We start from the raw sequence: 20,840 nt of genomic DNA, 5'->3' as shown, positions 1-20,840 counted from the left end.
GATTAAGCGCTGGCAGCTCTCTTTTTTATGTCTTATCTCGTCTGCATGCGAGCGCGGGTTTGGCTGGCCTCAATCAGCAACCACTGGCAAAAGGCTTGCACTTCGGGGCGCTCCCCGCTGCGCGGGCCTTGCAGCAGCCAGTACGACAGTGGGGATGCCAGACGGTGCTCGGGCAGCACCTCCACCAGACTGCCTGCGGCCAGCGCATCGGCCACCAGCGGCAGGCGGGCGATGGCCAGCCCTTGACCAGCCAGAGCAGCCTGCACGATCTGGTGGGCGTAGTTGAAATACAGCCAGCGCGGCGGCTGCAGCTGGTCGCAGCCGTTGGCGGCAAACCAGCGCTGCCAGCTCAGCCACTCCAGCTGGGGCATGCGGTGCACATCGCCGGTTTCAATCAAGGTGTAGTGCGCGGCATCGGCAGCTTGCCGCAGCGGTGGGCCGTTCTTCAACAGCGCAGGGCTGGCCACCAGCACCAGTTCCTCGCCAAACAGGGCCTTTGCCGAGGCATCGGAGACGCCGGCGCTGTAGCGTATGGCCAGGTCCACATCGGTGGTCTCCAGATCCACCACGGCGTCGCCCGTATCGATGCGGATGTCGATATCGGAGTGGGCGCGCTGAAAGGCCTCCAGCCGGGGGATCAGCCACATGGCGGCAAAGCTGGCCCAGGTGGTGATGGCCACGCTCTTGCGGCCTGCCGTCTGGCGAATCTGGCGCACGGTGGCATCAATCGATTCCAGCGCCGGCTGCACGGCATGCAGCAACTGGGCGCCCGCGCCGGTGAGTTCCACGGCGCGTGAGTGACGCAGAAACAGCGGAATGCCCACTTCGTCCTCCAGCGACTGAATCTGCCGGCTGACGGCGGACTGGGTCAGAGCCAGCTCATCGGCCGCTGCGCGAAAGTTCAGATGCCGGGCCACGGCCAGAAAAGCGCGCAGATGGCCAGCGCCGATGGCGCGGGTTCGAAGCAACGGAGTGGGGCTGGTAGTGGCATGGGGCATGTAGCGCCAAGCATACGGTGTTTGCGGTGGCTCTTACTGGGGTAAGCAGTTGTCAGACATGGGGATGGGCCGATAATCGAGCAGTTTTTATCCTACGAATAACTATGACTGCACCTCTGGATATCGTCGTCATGGCTGCCGGCAAAGGCACCCGTATGAAAAGCCGCCACCCCAAGGTGCTGCAAAAGCTGGCTGGTCGCGCTCTGCTGCAGCATGTGCTGGATACGGCTGCGCAGCTCAAGGCGCGCTCGGCCGTCGTGGTGACGGGCCATGGCGCTGCAGAAGTGGAAGCCGCTATCGCTGCAGCCAACAGCGCTGAAGGTGCGCTGGATCTGAAGTTTGTGCGCCAGGAGCCCCAACTGGGCACCGGCCACGCCGTGCAGCAGGCCGTGCCGGCACTCAAGGATGATGGTTTGGTGGTAGTGTTGTCGGGCGATGTGCCGCTGACAACCGCCGATACGCTGCAAGGACTGCTGGATGCAGCTGGCAGTGACAAGATGGCGCTGCTGACGGTGACCATGCTTGACCCCACGGGCTATGGCCGTATCGTGCGCAATGAAGCGGGCACCGTGCAACGCATCGTCGAGCAAAAAGACGCGAATGACGCCGAGCGCGCCATCACCGAAATCTACAGCGGCATCATGGCCGTTCCCGCCAAGCACCTGACAGCCTGGCTGGCCAAGCTCGATAACAACAACGCCCAGGGTGAGTATTACCTGACCGACATCGTGGCCATGGCCGTGGCCGATGGTGTGCCTGTGGTGGGCCACCGCATTGACGATGCATTGCAGGTGGCAGGCGTCAACAGCCCGCTGCAGCTAGCCGAGTTGGAGCGCGCGCATCAGCTGCGTCAGGCGCGGGTGCTGATGGAGCAGGGCGTGCGCATGGCTGACCCTGCCCGCTTTGACCTGCGTGACGATGCACGTGGTACCAAGGCCAGCCTGAGCTGCGGCCAGGATGTTGAAATCGACGTGAACTGCATTTTTACCGGCAAGGTGACGATTGGTGCTGGCGCAAAGATTGGCGCCAACTGCCATATCAGCAATGTCACGATTGCCGACGATGCCGTGATCCACCCCTTCACCCATATCGATGGTGAAAAGGCTGGCGCAGAAGTGGGCCAGGGTGCGCTGATCGGCCCGTTTGCCCGTCTGCGCCCTGGTGCCAAGCTGGGTCGTGAAGTGCATATCGGCAACTTTGTGGAAGTGAAGAACTCCACGCTCGCCGATGGTGCCAAGGCCAACCACCTGGCCTATCTGGGCGATGCGACGGTGGGCGAGCGAGTGAACTATGGCGCAGGCAGCATCACCGCCAACTACGACGGTGTGAACAAGCACCGCACGGTGATCGAGGCAGATGTGCATATCGGCAGCAACTGCGTGCTGGTGGCCCCTGTGACCATTGGTGCCGGTGGCACCGTGGGTGGTGGCTCTACGGTGACCAAGAGCACCGAAGCCGGTGCGCTGACGGTTGGCCGAGGAAAGCAGGTGAGCATCAGCAACTGGAAGCGTCCTGAAAAGCTGCCTAAGCCCTGATGGAGCAAGCGCAAAACGCTCTTGAAAGCATAGCGCCTCAGACGCTGGATGAGGCGCTGGCGCTACTGGCCCGGCGTGATGCCGAGTTGACGGCCTTGCGCAGCGCGCAGCAGGATTGGGTGCATGCGGTGTCGCATGACTTGCGCGCTCCTTTGCGCCACCTGCTGGCGTTCAACCCGCTGATTGCCGAGTTGCTTCAAGCGTCCAGACCTGCGTTGGAGGATCTGGAAGAAGCCCGTAGCTTTTTACAGACCATGGATCAATCCGCACAGCGCATGTCGCAGATGATGGATGGCTTGCTGCAGCTGACACGGGCGCAGCGCCATGTGCTGCAGTGGCAGACGGTGGACTTGGGGCAGTTGCTGTTCGCGTTGCAAACGCGCTTTCAAGCGCAGTCCATGGATCGAGAGATTGAGTGGCGACTGCCTCTTGCAACGCCCCAGGTTCAGGCCGATGCCCATTTGCTGGAGCAGGCCTTGATGGCCGGTCTGTCGAATGCCGTCAAGTTTTCCAGGGCTGTTCCGCAGACACGTATCCAGGTGGATGTACGTACGGACGAGCACGGCGCATGCATTGTTTCTATCCGTGATAACGGTGCAGGCTTTGAGCAGGAGCGCGCAGGACGACTGTTTGGCATTTTTCAGCGCATGCATCGTGAGGTGGACTTTGAGGGTGTGGGTGTGGGCCTGGCCCTGGTGCGCGATATTTGTCGCCGCCATGGCGGCGATGCGGAGATTCAGGCACAGATGAATGCCGGCTGTCAGCTGACCATGAGCTGGCCTCAAGGCTGAGGCGCAGACTCAGGCAGAGCAATGGTCTGAGTGCTTTTGCTCTGTATTTTCAGGTTTCAACCGCGTGGACTCTGGCGACATGGGCATGGATGAGGGGCTATTGCGCCGCTCGGGCTCCTGCATGGCATCCATGACCTGATCGCGTCCACTGCTCTTGGCGCCGTAAAGCGCACTGTCTGCAGCCTTGACCCATTGGGTCACTGAGGTGAAGCCATCTTCCGCAGCTGCGACCCCGATACTCGCACTGACACGCAGTTGCGGATAGTCACGCACTCTGATCTGGGCGATTTTGTCGCGTATGCGCAGAGCGACGGAATATGCGGCGTCTGCCGTGGTGTTTTTGCAAAGCACGGTGAATTCATCGCCTCCATAGCGCCCAGCTATATCGTGGCTGCGCAGACTGTTTCTGATGGCCAGGCCCACCAGCTTTAAAACTTCGTCGCCCACAATATGGCCGTGCAGGTCATTCACGTCTTTGAAACGGTCAATGTCTATGACCAGCAAACTGGTGGGTTCATTCACTGCATGGTGCTGCTTCAAAGCGGCCCTGGCTTTTTTCCACCAATAATCGCGGCTGTAAACCGTGGTCAAAGGGTCAATACGTCCCAATAGCTTGAGTTGCAGATTCTGGCGGGCCAGGGTTTTTAGCATTTTGCTGTTGGCCCAGCTTGCATAAGCGCTGTGCAAAATGATCAGAGGCAGAAGGCTGAGCTCTACGGCAAGAGGGGCCTCCCATTGGGGCAAGGGAGTGAGAGCCAGTCCCATGAGGCCCATGCCAATCAGTAAAGCAGCCAAAGAGGGCAGCCAGTGACGCTTCAAGCCGGTATAGAAACGGTCTGCAGTCCCGATTGCCAATATGCAGATTCCGGGCAGGAGACTCCAGTGCATGAGCGCAATCCAGCTTCCGACGATCAAGGCATCCAGCAGCGCATTGACATATTCGGCTTGAAACTTGTCGTCTTGGCGGCAGGAGTGCAAGAAAGCGATATGGGGCCAGATCAATGCACTGACGACAGTAAATGCCCAACAGGCGATATTCGTGGGCATATGGAGCAAACTCACGCCGACTACGATTCCTCCCAGTGCCATATACGAGATACGCAGAGGATAAGTACGACGATGAATTTCTCGGTGCAAAGGCATCTGCGTGGATCGTAATAGGCAGAGTGAATCGGCGAGAATAATCGAATTAATACAATTTGTATCAAATATTGGTACGGTTGCGCTGCATCTAAACCACAGTTAAAGGTTCAAAAAATGTGGGTGTTTACTGAGAAATTTCAGGTAGAGGCAGTTCTGTACTGAATTTGGCTCGTTTGACGCTAAAAAACGCTTTTACATTGCGCACATTGGCGTCTTGTGTAAAAAGTGTTTGACTCAGAGCCAGGTAAGCGGGCATATCCGTCGTGGCAATGATCAGGATGAAGTCAGGCCCCGGAGAGACTCTCCAGCACTGCTGAACGCATGCCTCTGCAACGGCTTTGTGCTCGAACTGCAACAGTGAGGTGCTGTCCTGACGATCCAGAGAGACTTCTACGATGACCTGCAGTCCATGGCCCGCGAGGCTGGCGATGCGTTCGCTGCTCAGGATAGCGACTTGCTTCTCGATCACGCCTAGCTCTTGCAGACGCTTGACGCGGCGCAGGCAGGTGGGAGCTGACAGGTTCATCAGTTGTGCCAGTGCCAGATTGCTGAGGCTGCAGTCGCGTTGCAGCTGGCGCAGAAGCTGCAGATCTATAGCATCCAGCTGGATGAAACTTTTATTCATATTTTTGAATTTTATGAATTTAAAGTGATCATCTTGATGTGTTTGAAATTTTTGTTCGAATAATTATTTTTTTTGAATAAAAATTTTTTATCTCAACGAGTAGCATCCTCGGCAAATCAACTTAAGGCGTACTTCTATGTGTGGCATCGTTGCTGCGGTTTCTCATCGCAATATCGTTCCGGTTCTGGTGCAGGGTCTGCAGCGACTGGAATATCGTGGCTATGACTCCTGCGGCGTGGCTGTGCAGGCGGCTGACGCCAATGGCCTGGCTCTTGGCTTGCAGCGCGCGCGCTCCACAGCGCGTGTGGCCGAGTTGATGGAGCAGGTCAAGACCGAGCATGTGAGTGGCCTGACGGGTATTGCTCATACGCGCTGGGCTACACATGGTGAGCCTGCGGTGCGCAATGCCCACCCTCACTTCAGTCACGGCCCCGGCATCTCTGCAGTTGCAGATGCGGATGCCCCGGCTCGCGTGGCTCTGGTGCACAACGGCATCATCGAGAACTACGAAGCCTTGCGTGCCGAGCTGCAAGCCAAGGGATATGTGTTTGCCAGCCAGACTGATACCGAAGTCATTGCACATTTGGTGGACAGTCTCTACAACGGTGATCTTTTTGAGGCCGTGCAGGCAGCGACCGCACGCTTGCATGGTGCTTATGCCATTGGCGTGATGCACAAGGATGAGCCGCACCGAGTGGTCGGCGCGCGAGCGGGATCGCCACTGATTCTGGGTGTGGGCAAGGATGGCTCAGAGCATTTCCTGGCCAGCGATGCGATGGCCCTGGCGGGCGTGACAGATCAGATCATCTATCTGGAAGAGGGTGACCTGATTGACCTGCAGCCCGGACGCCATTGGATCATCAGCAAGAGTGGCGAGCGCCTGACTGAAAAGCAGCGTCCGGTAAAAACCGTGCAAGCGCATAGTGGAGCTGCAGAGCTGGGACCCTACCGTCATTACATGCAAAAGGAAATCTTCGAGCAGCCTCGCGCCTTGGGAGATACCTTGGAAGGGGTGCTGAACATTGCCCCCGAGCTGTTTGACGGCGTTACTTCTGAAGGCAAGAACGGCGCTGCAGCCTGGCGTGTCTTCAAGGAAATTGACCGGGTACTGATTCTGGCCTGTGGTACCAGCTATTACAGCGGCTGCACGGCAAAGTACTGGATCGAGGCGATTGCAGGCATTCCCTGCAATGTGGAAGTGGCCAGCGAGTACCGCTACCGCACCAGCGTGCCAGACCCCAGAACGCTGATTGTGACCATCAGCCAGTCTGGTGAGACGGCGGACACCTTGGCTGCTCTGCGTCATGCTCAAGGCTTGGGAATGAAGCACACGCTGACCATTTGCAACGTGGCCACCAGTGCCATGGTGCGTGAATGCGAGTTGGCCTATATCACCCGTGCAGGTGTGGAAATTGGTGTGGCTTCGACCAAGGCGTTCACGACGCAGTTGGCGGGCCTGTTCCTGCTGACACTGGCACTGGCGCAGTCCAAGGGGCGCCTGACCGAGGAAAAAGAGCAGCAATATCTGACCGCAATGCGTCACTTGCCTGTAGCGTTGCAGTCTGTGCTCGCCTTGGAGCCGCAGATCATCAGCTGGGCCGAAGACTTTGCCAAAAAGGAGAACGCACTCTTCCTGGGCCGTGGCATTCACTACCCCATTGCGCTGGAAGGGGCGCTCAAGCTCAAGGAAATCAGCTATATCCACGCCGAGGCTTACCCCGCAGGTGAGCTCAAGCACGGCCCGCTGGCGCTAGTGGACAGTCAGATGCCTGTGGTTACCGTGGCGCCCAATGACGAACTGCTGGAAAAGCTCAAGAGCAATATGCAGGAAGTTCGTGCACGCGGCGGGGTGCTTTATGTGTTGGCCGATGCCAAATCCAATATCGAAAGCAGCGAAGGCATGCACGTGATTCGCATGCCAGAGAACTATGGCTCCCTGAGCCCCATCCTGCACGTGGTGCCGCTGCAGTTGCTGGCCTATCACACCTCGGTGGCACGTGGCACGGACGTTGATAAGCCGCGCAACCTGGCCAAATCCGTAACGGTTGAATAAGCCATTGGGATCTCGCAAAAAAGCGCTCTTGTGAGCGCTTTTTTCATGGGCTGCAAGCAAAGTCCAAGGCTAGACCCTAGACCCCTGCGGCAAGAAAGACGCGCCGCAAGACCTGCATGGGCAAAAATTTCACGCGACGGCGCTTGAGTTCCTGACGGTAGAGGCGTTCCCTCTCAATGAAGTTGATTTTTTCTTTCATTGCGATGCATTTGGATGACGGACTTCGGCAATCTAACAGGGTTGTTTGTCTTTGAAGTAACACCCTGTCAGATGGGTTCGGCTTCCATATTTGTCGCTATCCGGTGGTATGGGGCTGATTGATCCTCTGCAGCCAGCCCTATGAAAAAGCGCCCCGAAGGGCGCTTGAGTCAACTCACTGTGCTTACATATTGTTGGGCAGCATGGTCACAATTTGTGGAAAGAACCACAGGAGAACCAGTGCCAGCAGCATCAGCAGAAAGTAGGGGGCGCATACCCGAGCAAGATAGGTGATCTGCTTGCCTGTCATGCCTTGCAGTACGAACAGGTTAAAGCCCACGGGGGGCGTGATCTGAGCGGTCTCCACTGTGATGACCAAAAAGATACCAAACCACAGCGGATCAATGCCTGCGGCCTGAATGATGGGCAGCACCACGCTGGAGGTCAGCACGATGGTGGAGATGCCATCGAGAAAGCAGCCAATCAGAATGTAGAACAGGCCCAGCACCACAATCAGCATGGCTGGCGAAAGATTCAGGCTGCCTACATATTCGGCCAGCTGTCGTGGCAGACCGATATAGCCCATGGATAGCGTCATAAAGGCTGCGCCCGCAAGAATCAGGGCAATCATGCAGTACAGGCGCGTGGCACCGAACAGAGAATCCTTGAAGTTCTTCCACGTCAAAGCGCCTTGCAGCGCCGACAGAATCAGCGCACCCATCACGCCGATGGCGGCGGCCTCTGTCGCGGTGGCAATGCCGCTGTAGATGCTGGCAATCACGCCGGAGATTAGCAGCACCACGGGAATCAGATGGCGGGACTCATAGACCTTCTGCTTGAAGCTCATGGAGTTGTCGGCCTTTGGGATTTTGCTGGGATTCAGCAACGCCCAGACCATGATCCAGCCGCTGAACAGCAGAGCCAGCATGACGCCGGGCAGCACACCCGCCATGAAAAGCTTGGAGATCGACAGCTCGGCCGATACACCATAGACGATCAGGATGATGGAGGGCGGTATCAGCAAGCCCAGTGTGGCAGGGCCTCCCAGAGAGCCAATCACCATATTTTCTGGGTAGCCGCGCTTGCGCAGCTCGGGCACGTTCATCTTGCCAACCGTGGCACAGGTCGCGGCCGACGAGCCGGAGACTGCTGCAAAGATCGTGCAGCCAATGACGTTGGTGTGCAGCAAGCGGCCCGGCAGAGCGTTGACCCAGGGGGCCAGGCCGCGGAACATGCTCTCTGACAGGTTGGTGCGGTAAAGAATTTCGCCCATCCACACAAACAGAGGGAGGGCCGTCAAGGTCCAGCTGCTGGCAGAGCCCCAGATGGTCATGGCCATGGCATCGCCAGCTGCGCGTGGGGTGAAGAACTCCATGCCAAACCAGGCTACGCCGGCCAGAGTCAGGCCGACCCAGACCCCGCCGCTGAGCAGGGCCAGCAGCACCACAACCAGTGCAATGCTTGCGGTAATTTCATTCATGAGGGGCTCCCTCCTTTTCTACCGCTTTGCGCTTGCCCATCAGCTCCAGTACCAGCTCATCACAAAACGCAATGAAAAAAACCAGGGTGCCGAGGGCCATGAAAATCTGAGGAATCCACAAAGGGGTGGCGTCGATGCCTACGGAGATGTCGTCAATCTCCCAAGATTGCCAGACTAGCCGAGACGCGTAGAACGCCAGAAAGCCGGAGAGGATGGTGGCGATAAGCAGGGCAATGACTTCCAGAGTCTTGTAGGCCTTGCCTTTGAGTGCGCCCAAAATCAGGGTGACGCGGATATGCTCGCCTTTTTTCAATGTGCTGGCCAGCGCCATGAAGCCCGCGCCTGCCATGGCGTATCCGGCATAGGCGTCTGTTCCCGGAGCGCTGAAGCCAAAAAGTCGGCTGGTGATGGTCAGAAGCACCATGGCCAGCACGCCCACCATGGCGATGCCCGCAATCCAGGCGCTGCCTTCGTATAGGCCGTTAAGTAACTTGCGCATGCTTGTCTTTCCGTGCAAAGGCTCCGCTGGTGTGCGCCTTCAGGGCATGCCAGCGGAGGGTGGCGGCGTCTTACTTGGCGGCCTTGTAGGCGTCCAGAATGGCCTTGCCATCCGCGCCGGCCTTGTCCGTCCATTCCTTGATGACGGTTTCGCCGATCTTGCTCAGGTCTGCCTTGAGCTGGGCAGAAGGCTGCTCAACCTGCATGCCGCCTTGCTTGAGCGTGGCGAGGGAACGTGCATCCACCTCTTTGGACTCTTTCCAGCCGCGTTCTTCGGCAGCGGCTGCGGCCTTCAGTACGGCATCCTGAGTGGCCTTGTCCAGTGCGCCGAAGGCTTTTTTGCTCACGGTCACGGCGTTCTTGGGAATCCATGCCTGAACGTTGTAGTAGTACTTCAGGCTTTCAAACAGCTTGTTGTCGGCTCCCGTGGCGCTGGAGGTAATCAGGCCGTCAACCACGCCGGTGGCCAGCGCCTGAGACAGCTCCGCTTCCTGCACCGTCACAGGCTGGGCGCCAATCAGCTCGCCAATGCGGGCCGTGGTGGGCGAGTACACGCGCCACTTCATGCCCTTGAGGTCAGCCGCTGAGAGGATGGGCTTCTTGGTGTAGATGCCCTGGGGAGGCCATGCCACCGAATACAGCAGAACCTGCCCTTGCTTGTCCAGCAGCTTTTGCAGTGCGGGCTTCTGGGCCTGATAGAGCTTGTAAGCCTCGTCATAGTTGCTCACCAGAAATGGCAGGCCGTCCACGCCGAAGATCTGCGATTCGTTCTGAAAGCTCACCAGAAAGAACTCGCCCATCTGCGCATTGCCGGTTTGCACGGCGCGCTTGATCTCGGGCATCTTGAACAGCGAGGCGCCGAAATGCGGCGTGATCTTGAGCTTGCCGCCGGTGGCTGCATCCACATCCTTCACAAACAGCTCGTTGTTCTTGGAGTGAAAGTTACCTGGGCCATAAGCCGTGGCGAAGTCCCATTTGGTTTGGGCGGCTGCGGCAGTGGCAAAGCCGAGGCTGGCGATCAAGGTGGCGGTGGCGCAAAAGATTCGACGCTTCATGAGGACTCCTGATAAAGGCTGAGAAATGCTGAGAGGCAATAGCTAGGCAATTAGCGTGCCAAAAGTAACATTTGCTTCAACAACCATCTATAGGGGATTTCAACGATGCGTCTTAAGTGTTGGTGATTTAGTTTTAGATTGTTGAAGGAGTGATTTGAAATTGTTCAACCAAATTGGTGCAAGACTCTGGTGCATGCACCGGATTGGGGCTGTGATCTGTGATCTCCGGCTATGGAACCTGGCGGGCGTAGACCGCCAGAACCATGCGCTCGGACAGGACCAGATAGTTCTCCAGCTCCTGCGCCGCCTCTTTGGTGCGGCCCTCCATGAACAGCTGCAGCAGCCGGGCGTTGTGGTCCACATAGGGGGCGTGCAGGTACTCGGGGTCGTCCAGCATGCCAAAAGCAAGGCGCAACTCTGCGGCCAGGTGTTCGAACATGGTGGACAGGCGGTCGCTGTCGCTGAGGGCCACGATGGCCGCGTGAAAACACATATTGGCCGAGCCAACGGTGTGCCAGTCGCGTTGCTCGCGTGCTGCCAGTGCTTCGTCCACGGCCTGGCGCATGCGCTTGTGGGCTGGGTGCAGAGGCCAGGCTTTCTCCAGGGCCTGGCACTCGATCAGGCGGCGCACGCGGTAGATGTCGATGATGTCCGCAATCGACGGGGTAGCCACGGAGACGCCGCGATTGGGCTCGTGGTGCAGCAGTCCTTCCTTGATCAGCGTGCGGAAAACCTCACGCAAGGTGTTTCGAGAAATATCGAGCTGCTGGCTCAAGGCCGCCTCCGAAAGGCGCTGACCGGCACGCAGCTCGCCATTGATCAACTGCTGGCGAATCTGGTCGGCAATGGTGTCCGTCAGGCTGGGAGTGTCAGCGTGCTTGCTGGTGCGAATGGCTTGCATGGCGTTTTGGTAAGAATCTTGCTAACGATTGTTGAACAATCAAAAGGTATCCAGTGCAAGGAGCATACAAGATGGATCTGAATAGCGATTTGGGCGAAAGCTTTGGTGCCTGGAGCATGGGCGACGATGCGGCCATGCTGGACATTGTCAGCAGCGCTAATGTGGCCTGTGGCTTTCATGCGGGCGATGCGGCGGGCATTCTGTCCACCTTGAAGGCGGCCAAGGCGCGCGGCGTAGTGGTGGGCGCGCATGTGGCCTATCGTGATCTGGCGGGGTTTGGCCGCCGTAACATGGATGTGGCCAGCAGCGATCTGGTCGCTGATGTGATCTATCAGATCGGCGCCCTGCAGGGGCTGGCGCAGGCGGCGGGCACAGCGGTGAAATACGTCAAGCCCCATGGCGCGCTCTACAACACCATTGCCCAGGACCGGCGTCAGGCCACCGATGTGATCAACGCGATTTTGGCGATTGATGCCTCGCTGGTGCTGATGGCGCTGGCCGGCTCGCCCTTGATTGGCTGGGCGCGTGATGCCGGCCTGAGCGTAGTGGCAGAGGCCTTTGCCGACCGCGCCTACACGCCCAGCGGAGCGCTGGTGTCGCGCCGCGAGCCGGGAGCCGTGCTGCACGATGAAGCACTGATTGCGCAGCGCATGCTGACGCTGGTGCGCGAAGGCGTGATTGAAGCGGTGGATGGCTCCATGGTGCGGGTGGATGCGGACTCCATCTGCGTGCATGGCGACAGCCCCGGTGCAGTGGCCATCGCCCGCAAGATTCGCCAGCGCTTTGAGAGCGAAGGTGTGCAGATCGCCTCGTTTGTGGGTGTGGCGCGATGAGTTTCAAGCGCTCCGACATGCGTTTTTTGCCCGTCAATCGCCATGCCATTTTGGTGGAGCTGGCCGACCTGCAGCAGACGCTGGTGCTGTTGAGCGCGCTGCAGGCCGAGCCCATCGACGGTGTGCAAGAGCTGGTGCCTGCCGCCCGAACGATTCTGGTGCAGTTCGCGCCCCACATCATCAGCGCGGCGCAGTTGGTGCGGCGCATTGCCGCTTGCGATCTGCAGGGCGCGGTGCAGCGCTCGGATGTGCTGGTGCAGATTCCCGTGCGCTATGACGGCGAAGACCTGGCCGAAGTCGCCGAAATTCTGGGCGTCAGCCCTGAAGAAGTTGTGCGTCGCCATACGGGCAGTGAATGGTCGGTTGCTTTTACCGGCTTTGCGCCGGGCTTTGCCTACCTGAGCGGCGGCGACCCGCTCTTTCAGGTGCCGCGCCGCGCCACGCCGCGCACCAAGGTGCCTGCGGGTGCTGTGGCGCTGGCCGGCACATTCAGTGCCGTGTATCCACAGGCCAGCCCTGGCGGCTGGCAGATCATCGGCGTGACCGATGCCGCCATGTGGGATCTGGAACGTGATTTGCCTGCGCTGCTGCAGCCCGGCTACCGCGTGCAGTTTGTGGATGCTGCTGCGCAAAAGATAGCTGCTAGCGCTGGTTCTGATTTGGTTTCAGTAATTAAAGTATCTGAAACCAATGAAAAGCAAGCGCAAGCTGCTACCAATTTAAAAGAGTGCGCTCTGCAGGTGCGTGCCACGGGCTTGCTCACCTTGTTTCAGGACAGAGGTCGCCATGGTCAGGCCGGGCAGGGTGTCTCCGCCTCGGGCGCCATGGATCAGGCTGCGTTTAAAACTGCGAACCGATTGGTGGGCAATACCAGTCAGCTGCCGGTGCTGGAGACCGTGGGCGGTGGCCTGTCGTTGCAAAGCGTGGGAGAGAACGTCGTCGCCATCACCGGCGCGGATGCGCCCATCACCATCACCACCGCGCAAGGCCATCGCTGGCTTGCGCCGCGCTATGCCGCCATTGCGCTGGCCGATGGCGACACGCTGAGCCTGGGCCAGCCCACTGCCGGTGCCCGCTGCTATGTGGCGGTACGCGGCGGCTACGCCGTGGAGCCCGTGCTGGGCAGTGCATCAACCGATACGCTGGCCCATGTGGGTCCGCCGGCACTGCACAACGGGCAGTTGCTGCCGGTGCGCCCCAGCCTGCATGCGGTGGTGGCGGATGCAGCCCTGCCGCCCGAAGGCTTGCCCTGCGCCGGTGCGGAGGTGGTGCTGGATGTGGAGCTTGGCCCGCGCACCGACTGGTTCACGCCAGAGGCCGTAGCCCTGCTGGCCAGTCAGCGCTGGCAAGTCACCTCCCAGTCCAACCGCGTGGGCCTGCGCCTTGTAGGAGAGCAGCCCCTGACGCGCGCCATCACCAGCGAGCTGCCCAGCGAAGGCACGCCGCTGGGCGCTATTCAGGTGCCGCCCAGTGGTCAGCCCGTGTTGTTTCTGGTCGACCACCCGTTGACCGGCGGCTACCCCGTCATCGGCTGTGTTGCGCCCCACCATCTGGATCTTGCGGGACAGATTCCTGTAGGCGCATGGATTCGTTTTAACCCTATTCGTGCGTTTGCAGAGTTGACTCCTGCGGCGGCGGATTGAGGAAGTTGTATGAAAAAAGTTCTGATTGCCAACCGCGGCGAAAACAGCTGCGCAGCTGTTGTTTCACCACATTGCCGTGCCTGCGAAGCAGGCGGTGATCTCGCACTCCTGTCTTTTGCTTCCTGAGGTGGCAGCCATGATTACCAAAGTTCTGATTGCCAACCGTGGCGAGATCGCCGTCCGTATCGCAAGAGCCTGCGCCGACTACGGTGTGAAGTCTGTGGCCGTCTACGCCAATGCCGATATCGATGCCCTGCATGTGCGCCGCGCCGATGAGGCCTATGGACTCGAGGGTGACAAGCCTGCCGAGACCTATCTGAACATCGAAAAGCTGCTGGCCGTTGCCAGGCGATCCGGTGCCGACGCCGTGCATCCCGGCTATGGTTTTCTGTCGGAGAGCGCGGCCTTTGCGCAGGCCGTGCTGGATGCGGGGCTGATCTGGATTGGCCCGCGCCCGCAGACCATTGCCCAGCTGGGCGACAAGGTCGAGGCGCGCAAGATCGCGCTCAAGGTGGGTGCGCCGCTGGTTGCCGGCACGCCTGACCCCGTCAAGAGCGCCGATGAAGTGCTGGCCTTTGCCCAGCAGCATGGGCTGCCTATCATCATCAAGGCGGCATTTGGCGGCGGCGGTCGCGGCATGAAGATCGCATGGCGCATGGATGAAGTGGCCGAGCTGTACGAATCCGCCGTGCGTGAAGCGGTGACCGCCTTTGGCCGTGGCGAATGCTTTGTGGAGCAGTTTCTGGACAAGCCCCGCCATATCGAGGCCCAAGTGATTGCCGATACGCACGGCAACGTGGTGGTGGTGGGCACGCGTGACTGCTCGCTGCAGCGCCGCAACCAAAAGCTGGTGGAAGAAGCGCCTGCGCCCTTTATCAGCGACGCGCAGCGTGAAAAAATTCATAGCGCCGCGCGCAATATCTGTGCGGAGGCGGGCTATGTCAGTGCGGGAACCGTGGAGTTTCTACTCAGTGAGAACGGCCAGCAAGAGGGTGCAATTTCCTTCCTCGAGGTCAACACCCGCCTGCAGGTAGAGCACACGGTGACCGAGGAAACCACGGGCATTGATCTGGTGCAGGAGCAGCTGCGCGTGGCCGATGGCCTGCCGCTGTCTTTCATGCAGACGCCCGCGCCGCGTGCGCACGCCATCGAGTTCCGCATCAATGCCGAAGACGTGGGCCGTGGCTTCTTGCCCACGCCCGGCCTGATCACGCGCTTTGCGCCGCCCTCTGGCCCTGGCGTGCGACTGGATTCTGGGGTGGAAACGGGCTCCATCATTCCCGGCACGTTTGACTCCATGATGGCCAAGCTCATCGTCACCGGCACAACGCGCGAGCAGGCGCTGGCGCGTGCCCGCCGTGCGCTGGCAGAGTTTCAGATCGAAGGCGTGGCCTCGGTGCTGCCCTTCCATAAGGCTGTACTCAATCAAGCTGATTTTGTGGCGGATGCCTCGGCGGGGCAGGGCTTCAAGGTGCACACGCGCTGGATCGAGACTGAGTTTGCCGAGCCTCTGGCCGCTGCCGCCCGCGCAGAGCCCATGGCCGACACCAGCTTGCTGCGCACCGCCATTGAAATTGATGGCCGCCGCGTGCAGCTGGGCCTGCCCGCCATGCTGCTGCAAGGTCTGTCGGCCGCAGGCGCTGCAGCCCCGCAAGCCGTGCAGCCAAGCAGTGTGGACCCCGATGCCGTGGCATCGCCCATTGCCGGTAATCTGCATGCCTGGAAGGTGGCTGATGGCGATGAGGTCAAGGAGGGCGATGTGATCGCAGTGATGGAAGCCATGAAGATGGAGATGCAGGTGTCGGCCCATAAAAATGGCCGCATCACGCTGGCGGCGCAGGCGGGCTCTGCACAAGCGCTGGGCGCTGTGATTGCACAGATTCGCTAAGCGCGTTTCTGGCTTCTGCCTACCCAAAGCGCGACCACGTTGTCGCGCTTTTTTGTTTCAGCGTTTGCCCACGCAGCTCATGGCCATGGCCACCAGCGCATCCAGAAACTGGGGCGACTGGGCCTGCTCAGGCACATCGTGCACGGCGCTGTGAATGATCTCGCGCAGGCCCTGTCCCATCAGGTAGGCGGCCAGTTGCGGATTGTCGGTCTGCACTTCTGAGCCATGCATCTGCAGCAGCGGCAGCCAGGTGGTGTTGATGAAGGCCTGCCGGCTGGCCTGCGGCGCATGCCACAGGCCCAGGTGCAGGGCCGAGCGGTAGCGCGCATGAAAGGCGCTGCTGAGGCCATGCAGCCGCTGCTCCACCCGGATCATGTTGGCAAACACCCGCCGCAGCAGCGCCTCCAGCGATAAGCCCTGCAGTTGCTCGCGCATGGCAAACAGCTGCTCGGACTCCTGATCGAGAAGACGCTCATACACGGCGGCAATCATGGCCTCCTTGTTGGGAAAGTACTGGTAGATCGATCCCACGGTTGCGCCCGATACCTCGGCAATGCGGTTCACGGTCAGTGCATCTTCACCCTCTTTTTCAAGAATGCGCAGGCAGGCCTGTGCCACGGCATCAACCAGCGCTTTGGAGCGGGCCTGTGTGGGCTGCTTGCGGGGCTGGGGCAGAAGATCTTTGGGGCGCTGCGCTGGCGTCGAATCCATGAAATGCAAGTCCTGTTTTTTGAGTGGAGGGGCGGTCGTTATTTTTCTTTGTCTTTCAATGACTTGAGTGCTTCTTTGCGGGCGCGGAATGCGAGTGGAAAAAGCGCCTCTGGCTGCCTAGACTGGGCTGTCCGCACAAGAGATCAAAGACCAAGGAGACAAGCATCATCATGCCAAGTTCATTGACGATTCGCCCGCTGGGGCCGCGCATAGGCGCAGAGGCATCGCAGCTAGACCTGAGCGGTCAGCTGTCCGCGCAGACGCTCAAGGCCATCGAGGCCGCACTGGTGCAGCATGAGGCGCTGGTGCTGCATGTGCCCGACATGAAGCCCGATCAGCATCTGGCCATTGCCCGCCATTTTGGCGAACCCGAGGTGCATACCTACTACCCCAATCTGGGGGAGGGTCACGAGCAGATCACAGTGATCGACTCCAAGCTGGGCGACCGTGCCGATATGTGGCACCACGACGAGAGCTTTCTGCCCAGCCCGCCCATAGTCACCATGACCCATGCGCAGATCTTGCCGCCCACGGGTGGCGATACCTGCTGGATCAGCATGACCAGTGCCTACGATGCGCTGTCGCCGCGCATGAAGCAGTACCTCGATGGCCTGAGTGCCTGGCATGACATGAATAAGCCCATGACGGCGGCTCTGCAGCATGGCATCGTCACGCATGAGCGCTATGTGGAGGTGGTGTCGCAAAACCGTCGTCATCTGCACCCGGTGGTGCGCCAGCACCCGGTCACGGGCCGCAAGGCGCTGTACATCAGTCCCACTTATGTCACGCATATCGACGGCCTGCCGCAGGCCGAAAGCCGCGCGATTCTGGCCTATCTGCATGCGCACTGCATGCAGGTTGAATTTCTGTTCAAGCACCGCTGGACCTTGGGCGACATGGTGCTCTGGGACAACCGCAGTGTGGTGCATAACGCCATCATGGATTACGCCCCGCACCAGCGCCGCATGCACCGCGCATCGGTGTTTGCACGCCAGACAGAAGTCACAACCCAACAAGGCAACAAGGAGGCCGCATGCGCCACGACGGTTTGAATCAGGTCCTGCTGGTCCAGTACGCCTCGCGCCCCGGCCGCAGGCCCTTGCTGCCTGCACTGAATGAGCGCCAGCAGGTCGCGCTGCTATGCCGCGTGCTGTCGCGCGAAGGCTATAACGACCATATTGCTGGCCACATCACGCTGAGGCTTGACGATGGCACTTATCTCGCCAATCCATGGGAGCTGACCTGGAGCGAGCTGACCGCATCCGACATCCTGCAGCTCGATGCCAATGGCAAGGTTCTCGACGGCGAGTGGAATATCACCCCAGCCATTCAGCTGCATATCGACGTGCACAACAAGCGCCACGATGTGCGCGTGGTGATTCACAACCACCCCGAGTGGGCCTCTGTCTGGTCTGCCACCGGCAAGGTACCGCCCGTGTATGACCAGACCTCGGCCCTGGTCGACACCGACCCAGTGGTCTATGACGAGTACCGCGGAACGGTGGAGCAGCGCGAGCTGGGCAATGCCGTGGCCAATGCGCTGGGGCAGAGCAAATGGGCGCTGCTGGCCAATCACGGCGCGGTGGTGGTGGGTGAGAGCATCCGTCAGGCACATCTGCGTGCCATTACGCTGGAGTGGCGCTGCCGCCTGGCCTGGCGCGTGCAGGCGCTGGGTGGCGGCAACCCCTTGAGCGAAGCCGTGATTCAGGCGACAGGCGCTCGTACCGACCTCAATGGCTTTCCTTTCCTGTGGGAAGCCATGTGCCGCGAAGAAATTCGCCGCGATCCTTCTGTGCTGGATTGATAGCGATCCGTGCAAGCCAGTCAAGGGCTTGGCCTTGTTTTGGCCCTTGTGCTGAAGGGCTAAACCAAGGCGGTTGACATTGACATGATGTCAATCTCTACAGTGGCATTCATTGTGAATGGAGATCGTATGAATGCACTGAGGCAGCCCGGTATCAAGAACGGCAGCTTTGAGCTGTCGGTGGAAGGAATGACTTGTGCATCCTGCGTAGGCCGGGTAGAGCGCGTGCTCAAGAAAGTGCCCGGTGTGCAGGATGCGGCGGTCAATCTGGCAACCGAGAAAGCCAGCCTGACGGTGGATGACCCGGCGCAGGCCGCGACCATCCTGCCGCAGGCCGTGGCCGCGATTGAAAAAGCCGGTTATGCCGTGCCCGTGCAAAGCGTGGATTTGCGGGTCGATGGCATGACTTGCGCATCTTGCGTGGGGCGTGTGGAGCGTGCGCTCAAGAAGGTGCCTGGCGTGCAAAGCGCAGTGGTCAATCTGGCCACCGAGCGTGCCAGCGTGCAACTTCAGGGCGGCACGGATGTGGCCAGCCTGATTGCGGCGATTGAAAAAGCCGGCTACGAAGCGCAGCCAGTGGTGCAGGGTGCAGCTGCGACGGGCGAGGATGCCACGGCCCAGCGCCAGGCTGCAGAGCGTGAAGCGCTCAAGCGCTCTCTCCTCATCGCCACAGTCCTGGCGCTGCCCGTGTTCATTCTGGAAATGGGGGGTCATATGGTGCCTGCGTTCCACCACTGGATCGCGGGCAGCATTGGTACGCAAAACAGCTGGTACATCCAGTTTGTGCTGACAGCGTTGGTGCTGTTTGGCCCGGGCCGCCGCTTCTTTGAAAAAGGCGTTCCGGCCTTGCTGCGCGGTGCACCCGATATGAACTCGCTGGTGGCTGTCGGCACCTCGGCAGCCTTTGCCTATTCGGTGGTAGCCACCTTTTTACCGTCTCTCTTGCCCGCAGGCACGGTCAATGTGTACTACGAGGCGGCAGCCGTCATCGTGGCGCTGATCTTGCTGGGCCGCTTTCTGGAAGCACGCGCCAAGGGCAACACCTCAGAGGCGATACGCCGTCTGGTTCAGCTGCAGGCCAAGACGGCCCGCGTGCGCCGAGATGGCGCGGTGCTGGAAATCGACATTGCCCAGGTGCGTGCCGGTGATGTGATTGAAGTGCGCCCTGGCGAGCGTATTCCCGTCGATGGCGAGGTCATCGAAGGCCAGAGCTTTGTCGATGAATCCATGATCAGCGGCGAGCCCGTGCCGGTTGAAAAAACCGCGGGTGCTGAAGTGGTGGGCGGCACCGTCAACCAGAGTGGCGCGCTGGCCTTCAAGGCCACCAAGGTGGGGGCCGATACGCTGCTGGCCCAGATCATCCGCATGGTGGAGCAGGCGCAGGGCAGCAAGCTGCCAATACAGGCGCTGGTGGACAAGATCACCATGTGGTTTGTTCCGGTCGTCATGGCTGCGGCCCTGCTGACCTTTGGCGTCTGGCTGATCTGGGGGCCAGAGCCCGCGTTGAGCTTTGCGCTGGTCAACGCCGTGGCCGTACTCATCATTGCCTGCCCTTGCGCCATGGGTCTGGCTACGCCCACCTCCATCATGGTAGGCACGGGCCGCGCTGCGCAAATGGGTGTGCTGCTGCGCAAGGGCGAGGCCTTGCAGCAGCTCAAAGACGCCAAGGTGGTGGCCGTGGACAAGACCGGCACCTTGACCAAAGGCCGCCCCGAGCTGACGGATCTGGTGCTGGGTCATGCTTTTGAGCGTGCACAAGTGCTGGCGCAGGTGGCTGCGGTGGAAGACCGCAGCGAGCACCCGATTGCCCGCGCCATCGTCGATGCGGCCAAAGCCGAAGGCCTGCAGATTCCCGCCATCAGCGACTTTGAATCCGTCACCGGCTTTGGCGTGCGCGCTGTGGTGGATGGTTCAAAGGTAGAGATTGGTGCCGACCGCTTCATGCGCGAGCTGGGGCTGGATGTGAATCACTTTGCCGCCGAGGCCCAGCGCCTGGGCAGCGAAGGCAAGACACCGCTGTATGCCGCGATTGACGGCCAGCTGGCGGCCATGATTGCCGTGGCGGACCCCATCAAGGACACGACACGGCCAGCGATTGAAGCGCTGCATGCGCTGGGCCTGAAGGTGGCCATGATTACCGGCGACAACCGCCACACGGCCGAAGCCATTGCCAAGCAACTGGGCATTGACGAGGTGGTGGCCGAGGTGTTGCCCGGCGGCAAGGTGGAGGCAGTGCAGCGCCTCAAGGCCGAGCACGGCACATTGGCCTATGTGGGCGACGGCATCAACGATGCGCCCGCGCTGGCCGAGGCCGATGTGGGCATTGCCATTGGCACCGGCACCGACATTGCGATTGAGGCCGCTGATGTGGTGCTGATGTCGGGCGACCTCTCTGGCGTGCCCAATGCGATTGCGCTGTCCAAGGCCACGATGAAGAACATTGGCGAAAACCTGTTCTGGGCCTTTGCCTACAACGTGGCGCTGATTCCGGTGGCGGCGGGCCTGCTGTACCCGTTCAACGGCATGTTGCTGTCGCCCGTGTTTGCGGCTGGTGCCATGGCACTGTCCAGCGTGTTTGTGCTGTCGAATGCACTGCGCCTCAAGCGCTTCAAGGCGCCGCTGTAATGGGCTTGATTGCAGCTGCCCCAGATAAGCCTGTGAGCAGGCTCTACTTAATTTGACTG

18 protein-coding genes are annotated in these 20,840 nt (G+C 60.1%); 9 read left to right on the top strand and 9 right to left on the bottom strand.

The window, feature by feature from the left end:
* Window positions 1-32 precede the first annotated feature (32 nt).
* Window positions 33-998 carry a LysR substrate-binding domain-containing protein gene (locus AC2I9W_RS08355; protein ID WP_486409528.1) on the bottom strand — a complete coding sequence of 322 codons (966 nt, stop codon included), beginning with the start codon at window positions 996-998 and terminating at the stop codon, window positions 33-35.
* A 104-nt stretch (window positions 999-1,102) separates the two neighbouring features.
* Between AC2I9W_RS08355 and glmU the strand changes: the two genes are divergently transcribed.
* Entirely contained in the window at window positions 1,103-2,533 is a 1,431-nt protein-coding gene (gene glmU, locus AC2I9W_RS08350; RefSeq protein WP_486409527.1) for a bifunctional UDP-N-acetylglucosamine diphosphorylase/glucosamine-1-phosphate N-acetyltransferase GlmU, read from the top strand.
* Window positions 2,533-3,324, top strand: coding sequence for a sensor histidine kinase (locus tag AC2I9W_RS08345; protein ID WP_486409526.1), 792 nt, complete (start codon window positions 2,533-2,535; stop codon window positions 3,322-3,324). Before glmU ends, AC2I9W_RS08345 begins: the two co-directional genes overlap by 1 nt.
* Window positions 3,325-3,333: 9 nt before the next feature.
* Here the strand turns inward: AC2I9W_RS08345 and AC2I9W_RS08340 are convergent, their stop codons facing one another.
* On the bottom strand, window positions 3,334-4,467 hold the full coding sequence (locus tag AC2I9W_RS08340; protein WP_486409525.1) for a sensor domain-containing diguanylate cyclase: 1,134 nt from the start codon (window positions 4,465-4,467) through the stop codon (window positions 3,334-3,336).
* A gap of 124 nt (window positions 4,468-4,591) precedes the next feature.
* Entirely contained in the window at window positions 4,592-5,092 is a 501-nt protein-coding gene (locus AC2I9W_RS08335) for an Lrp/AsnC family transcriptional regulator (protein ID WP_486409524.1), read from the bottom strand.
* Window positions 5,093-5,228: 136 nt separating this feature from the next.
* Here AC2I9W_RS08335 and glmS point away from each other — a divergent pair, with 136 nt between their 5' ends.
* Window positions 5,229-7,145 carry a glutamine--fructose-6-phosphate transaminase (isomerizing) gene (gene glmS / locus AC2I9W_RS08330; RefSeq protein WP_486409523.1) on the top strand — a complete coding sequence of 639 codons (1,917 nt, stop codon included), beginning with the start codon at window positions 5,229-5,231 and terminating at the stop codon, window positions 7,143-7,145.
* Window positions 7,146-7,221: 76 nt separating this feature from the next.
* Here the strand turns inward: glmS and AC2I9W_RS08325 are convergent, their stop codons facing one another.
* From AC2I9W_RS08325 to AC2I9W_RS08305, 5 genes are all read right to left on the bottom strand, one after another.
* Window positions 7,222-7,344: a hypothetical protein gene (locus tag AC2I9W_RS08325; protein WP_486409522.1), complete on the bottom strand. Its 123-nt coding sequence runs from the start codon at window positions 7,342-7,344 to the stop codon at window positions 7,222-7,224.
* A 183-nt stretch (window positions 7,345-7,527) separates the two neighbouring features.
* On the bottom strand, window positions 7,528-8,823 hold the full coding sequence (locus tag AC2I9W_RS08320; RefSeq protein WP_486409521.1) for a TRAP transporter large permease: 1,296 nt from the start codon (window positions 8,821-8,823) through the stop codon (window positions 7,528-7,530).
* Window positions 8,816-9,322 (bottom strand): TRAP transporter small permease, encoded by a 507-nt coding sequence (locus AC2I9W_RS08315; RefSeq protein ID WP_486409520.1) that lies wholly within the window; start codon window positions 9,320-9,322, stop codon window positions 8,816-8,818. Before AC2I9W_RS08315 ends, AC2I9W_RS08320 begins: the two co-directional genes overlap by 8 nt.
* Before the next feature lie 70 nt (window positions 9,323-9,392).
* Window positions 9,393-10,376, bottom strand: a complete 984-nt coding sequence (locus AC2I9W_RS08310; RefSeq protein WP_486409519.1) for a TRAP transporter substrate-binding protein — start codon at window positions 10,374-10,376, stop codon at window positions 9,393-9,395.
* Window positions 10,377-10,605: 229 nt separating this feature from the next.
* On the bottom strand, window positions 10,606-11,277 hold the full coding sequence (locus AC2I9W_RS08305) for a GntR family transcriptional regulator (RefSeq protein WP_486409518.1): 672 nt from the start codon (window positions 11,275-11,277) through the stop codon (window positions 10,606-10,608).
* Between the two features lie 71 nt (window positions 11,278-11,348).
* Here AC2I9W_RS08305 and AC2I9W_RS08300 point away from each other — a divergent pair, with 71 nt between their 5' ends.
* The 3 genes from AC2I9W_RS08300 to AC2I9W_RS08290 all read left to right on the top strand — a co-directional run bounded on the left by AC2I9W_RS08300 (window position 11,349) and on the right by AC2I9W_RS08290 (window position 15,641).
* Window positions 11,349-12,110 carry a LamB/YcsF family protein gene (locus tag AC2I9W_RS08300; protein ID WP_486409517.1) on the top strand — a complete coding sequence of 254 codons (762 nt, stop codon included), beginning with the start codon at window positions 11,349-11,351 and terminating at the stop codon, window positions 12,108-12,110.
* Window positions 12,111-12,127: 17 nt separating this feature from the next.
* Complete coding sequence (locus AC2I9W_RS08295; protein ID WP_486409516.1) at window positions 12,128-13,753, top strand: 5-oxoprolinase subunit B/C family protein; 1,626 nt, start codon at window positions 12,128-12,130, stop codon at window positions 13,751-13,753.
* Between the two features lie 139 nt (window positions 13,754-13,892).
* Entirely contained in the window at window positions 13,893-15,641 is a 1,749-nt protein-coding gene (locus AC2I9W_RS08290; protein WP_486409590.1) for an acetyl/propionyl/methylcrotonyl-CoA carboxylase subunit alpha, read from the top strand.
* 57 nt (window positions 15,642-15,698) lie between these two features.
* Here AC2I9W_RS08290 and AC2I9W_RS08285 read toward each other — a convergent pair whose 3' ends face one another.
* Entirely contained in the window at window positions 15,699-16,352 is a 654-nt protein-coding gene (locus tag AC2I9W_RS08285) for a TetR/AcrR family transcriptional regulator (protein ID WP_486409515.1), read from the bottom strand.
* A gap of 170 nt (window positions 16,353-16,522) precedes the next feature.
* Between AC2I9W_RS08285 and AC2I9W_RS08280 the strand changes: the two genes are divergently transcribed.
* The 3 genes from AC2I9W_RS08280 (at window position 16,523) to AC2I9W_RS08270 (ending at window position 20,781) form a co-directional block, all read left to right on the top strand.
* Window positions 16,523-17,404, top strand: a complete 882-nt coding sequence (locus tag AC2I9W_RS08280) for a TauD/TfdA dioxygenase family protein (protein ID WP_486409514.1) — start codon at window positions 16,523-16,525, stop codon at window positions 17,402-17,404.
* Complete coding sequence (locus tag AC2I9W_RS08275) at window positions 17,386-18,156, top strand: class II aldolase/adducin family protein (RefSeq protein WP_486409513.1); 771 nt, start codon at window positions 17,386-17,388, stop codon at window positions 18,154-18,156. The genes AC2I9W_RS08280 and AC2I9W_RS08275 overlap by 19 nt, the downstream gene beginning before the upstream one ends.
* A gap of 129 nt (window positions 18,157-18,285) precedes the next feature.
* Window positions 18,286-20,781 (top strand): heavy metal translocating P-type ATPase, encoded by a 2,496-nt coding sequence (locus AC2I9W_RS08270; RefSeq protein WP_486409512.1) that lies wholly within the window; start codon window positions 18,286-18,288, stop codon window positions 20,779-20,781.
* Window positions 20,782-20,840: the final 59 nt, after the last annotated feature.

This window comes from Comamonas sp. FUJ_7, assembly GCF_057369555.1.
Note: the sequence above shows the minus strand (reverse complement) of the source record. Positions and strands in the feature narration are given on the sequence as shown.